Genomic DNA, 3,745 nt, shown 5'->3' with positions numbered 1-3,745 from the left:
CCGTGCACCGGGAACGCCTCATACACCTCCCGGCCCATCCCGATAAGCTGACAGCAAGGAGGGTAGCGGCGCCCTGTGAGCGCGTTACATAATTGAGGGAACGAGTAGCTATGCTCGGCACTTTCTAGGTCAGCTTCCTCAAATACCGCTCTGAACTGGTGTTTTACTCTATCCGTCGAGGGATCGATTGATCTGGCCGCAGCCGGCTTGTTCCCTCTAGGCGCCCTCCGGGCGCCTTCCCTGTGCTTGTTTCGGTCTCAGTCTGTCACAGGCGGTACAGATTCGCAAGCGATCCGGATATGACTCTCTGTCATCAGACACAGTGCCTGCTGGTCTAGACCTCTTTGAATAGGAAACCCTGCCTGAGTCTCTTTAGAAAGCCTCTAGATTGGCCTTTTTACAGCTCGGTTGATTGCCCCTCAGTTCCCCTACATCTGGCTAGCCTTACGCGGGTACAGATCTCGACCACGGCCGAAAATTGTACCGAACCCCCTTGGCTCTGTCGTAGACTCAGAATGTACTAGCAAAAGGCCCCTTCACTTGCAGTCTCGCCCGCTGCTCGCATTCCTCCGCTATGGGAACTGGGAATGGAGTCGGCTTCTCAAAACATGTACGCTGTGCTTCTGAAGATAATTCACCGAAACGGACTGTCGGCGCGCGGCGCAGCGGGTGAGGGGCCGAGGGCCCAGCTGGCGGGCGCCTGGTGGAGGCGCGAGGCGCCGCAGGTCCGGGGGTGCCGGCTGGCCTGGGTGCCTCGGGTACCCGGTCGACCGGGTACCGGTCAGGCGCCGAGGCCGATGTGGGAGACGTAGGTGTACGCGCCCCAGTCGCTGTCGAGTTCGGCGATGATGTCGTCCCAGATGTCTTCGAGTTGGTCGACATCGCTGGCGACCATGGCGTCGACGGCGTCGTCCCAGATGTAGCGGACCTGGAAGCGGCGGACGCGCAGGTTGTCGCGGCGGCGGGTGGGGATGACAACGCCCTGGTTGATGGGGTGGATTTCGACGGCGGAGCCGCGGCCACGGTTGTTCAGGTGCTGTTTGAAGGCGCCGGGGTTGGCCATGATGTTGTGTGCGCGGAGGTTCCAGTAGGCGGTGTCGATGGCTTCGAGGCTCGCGGCCTTGGGGGTCTGGGTGCCCTTGGTCCAGCGGCGGATGGTGGTGCGGCTGGCGGTGATGCCGGCGTCGGCCATGGCCTGGGGGCCGCCCTTGTGGGTGGTGAGGTACTTCATGCGGGCGAGGAAGCCTCGGCGGGTGGTGGCGGGGGATTTGATGCCACCTTCGATGATCAGGCGTTCCAGGGCGTCTTCGAGGGCTTGGCCGAGGGCAATTTTTCCGTGGATGTTGCCGGGGTCGAGGTTGGCGCCGTATTTTCCGAAGTTCTTCCAGCCGTCGGTGGACATTTAACGGGCACTCTTCCTGGAGCGGGGGAGGGTGTATTGGTCCTTGTTTTTGAGTTCGGTGGTGAGGCGGCCTTCGTTGAATACGGTGCGCCAGTCGGTGTCTGTGGCGGTGATGTGGAGTTCGTCGGTTCCGCGGAGGCGGACGATGGTGAGACCCTTTTTGTGGGCGCGGTGGGCTTTGTACCAGAGGTTGGCGAAGGCTTGGCTGCGGATGATGTGCATCCAGTCGGGTCGGCGGATGTCACGGTTGACGCTCGATTCTCCGATAGTCGAGACGAACTTGGAATACATCGCCTTGATGTATTCGTAGGTGACGTCGTCGTCGTTGAGGATGGCGGTTTCGCGCGCCTGGGTGAGGACGCGGCGGAATTTCTCTAGCAGGCCTTCGGTGGCGCCGGAGGTCCACGATTCGGTGATGTGCGGGGGCTCGCATAGGCCGAGTTTGGCGCAGCGGATGAGGAGGCGGATGGTGGCGTCGTCGAGGAGGATGGGGCCTTGTTCGCGGCGGTTGCCGATGGGGTCGGGCAGGTCGGGGTGGTTCCAAGTGGGGCGGTCGGGGAGGCGGTAGATGCCGGAGCGTTTGGGGTCGAAGCCGCCGTTGGGGTTGTGTTGGAGGGCGCCGATGGGCAGGTGGGTTTTGAATGCGGAGAGGTAGGAGGCGTTGGTGTCGAGGACGGTGACGGTGAGGTCGGTGAGGGTGCCGCGCCCGATGGCGTCCATGATCTGGGTGTGTTCCCATTTGTGGCGGCCTTCCCAGATTTCGTCTGCGCCGTCTTTGGTTTTCTTTCGGAGGAATTCGAGGGTTTCCGGGTAGACGGTGTGTTCGTAGTTTCCGCCGACGCGGGTTGCTTCGAAGAGGGCCATTCCGTTCGGAATTGCTTGCTTGCTCAGGGCCTCGGTGGCGGCTTCGGGGTCGCCGCCGTGTTCTTCGAGAGCTCGCTGGACGGCGGTGGTGATCATCTGGGTGAAGTGGCTGTAGTTCCGGCCGGCGTAGGTGGTGTTGCGGGGCGCAGCATCGGATGGGGTGGCTGGGCGGGGCGCCGGGCCGGGTACAGCCTGGGTGGGCTCGGGCGTCTGGGACGGGAGCGCGGAAGCGGGTCGAGGGGCTGTGGGCGGTGGTGTGGGGGGGGCGGCGGGCGGGGCGTAGCCGTGGGCGCGGGCGTGGGCGTAGAAGGCGTCCAGGGCGGCCTGGAGGTGGCGGTTGGGGGCGGTGGCGGGCAGGCGCGGGTGGCAGGCGGCCGCGCCTGTGACGGCCTCCTGGACGGCGGAGAGGGGCGAGCTGTTCCGCTGGTTGCTGGCGGCCGGAGTGTCGAGGAGACGGACGAGGGTCGGCAGGACGTCGCGCAGGTCGGGTGGCAGCTGCTCGAGCGCGGCCGGCTGGTCGAGGTAGGGGCGTACGGCGGCGGCGAGGTCGGCGGTGACTTGGCGGCCTTGGTCGCTGGAGAAGGCGTGCGCCGGGTCGAAGCCGGGGGTGCGGCCGGTGCTGGAGTAGTCGTCAGTGTTGGGGAAAGGCGTGATGGCGTCGATTTCGGTTTGAGTGAGCGGCTTGATCCCGGCGTAGGGGTCGGACTCGACGTAGTCGGTGAAGCGGGCGTGGGTGAGGTCGGCAGTCAAGACGACATCGGCGAGGTCCCCCAAGTCTCTTTCCCTGATGGTGAGTTGGGTGCGGGTGTTTTTGCGGGTGAGGGTGAGGGTGAGGTCGGCGGCGAGGGCCTGGAGGAGGGCGGGGTCGTCGGTGTCGAGGGCAGCGAGGACCGACAGGTGGCGGGTGCGGGCGAGGTGGGCCAAGGCCTGGACGGCGTCGGTGATACCCGCGGCGCCGGACAGGGGCAGGCGGGGGTCGTGGGCTGCCTGGAGGCGGTCGATGACCAGCAGCGCCAGGTGGGGGACGTCAGGGACTGTAGAGGCGATCGCCGTGGTGTCGAGCTCGGTGCCGTCGTCGATGAACAGCGGGGCGTTGTTGAGGAGTTGGGTCGTGTCAGCGACGGCCTGGCGCTCGTTGGGGTCGAGGGTGCCGGCTCTGAGACGGCGGTAGTCGACGGGGGTGTGCGCGGCGATCACGCGGGCAAGGACGTCGGCGCTGGTCAGTCCCGAGGCGGCGTACAGGACGGGGAGATTGCCGGTGAGGGCGGTGGTGCGCGCCGCTGTGGTGGCGAGGAGGCTGGCTCCGGCGCCGGGCGCGCCGGCGACGAGGTAGAAGCGGCCGGGCTGCAGGCCGCCGAGGGCTTGATCGAGGGCGGTGATGCCGATGGGCAGGCCCGGCAGGGTGGGGGGGAGGGCGGCCAGGGCCTCGGCAAGCGAGGCGAGGTGCCGCCGCGGCGGCGCGGCGGCCGGCTCAGCCCC

The 3,745-nt window shown here is 66.4% G+C and carries 2 protein-coding genes; both read right to left on the bottom strand.

Annotated features, from left to right (window positions below):
- Window positions 1–781 precede the first annotated feature (781 nt).
- The gene (locus DEH69_RS05430) at window positions 782–1,402 is read right to left on the bottom strand and encodes a hypothetical protein (protein ID WP_113685735.1); all 621 of its coding nucleotides are present in this window, start codon (window positions 1,400–1,402) and stop codon (window positions 782–784) included.
- On the bottom strand, window positions 1,403–3,745 hold a 2,343-nt coding region (locus tag DEH69_RS33350), incomplete at its 5' end, for a DnaB-like helicase C-terminal domain-containing protein (protein ID WP_113685734.1).

Source organism: Streptomyces sp. PT12 (assembly GCF_003311645.1).
In the GTDB taxonomy this organism is placed as follows: Bacteria; Actinomycetota; Actinomycetes; order Streptomycetales; family Streptomycetaceae; genus Streptomyces.
This window is presented reverse-complemented; position numbering and strand designations above follow the sequence as displayed.

Excerpts from the sequence above, each read along its gene's own strand:
- DEH69_RS05430 (WP_113685735.1), bottom strand. The coding sequence starts at position 1,402 with ATGTCCACCGACGGCTGGAAGAACTTCGGAAAATACGGCGCCAACCTC.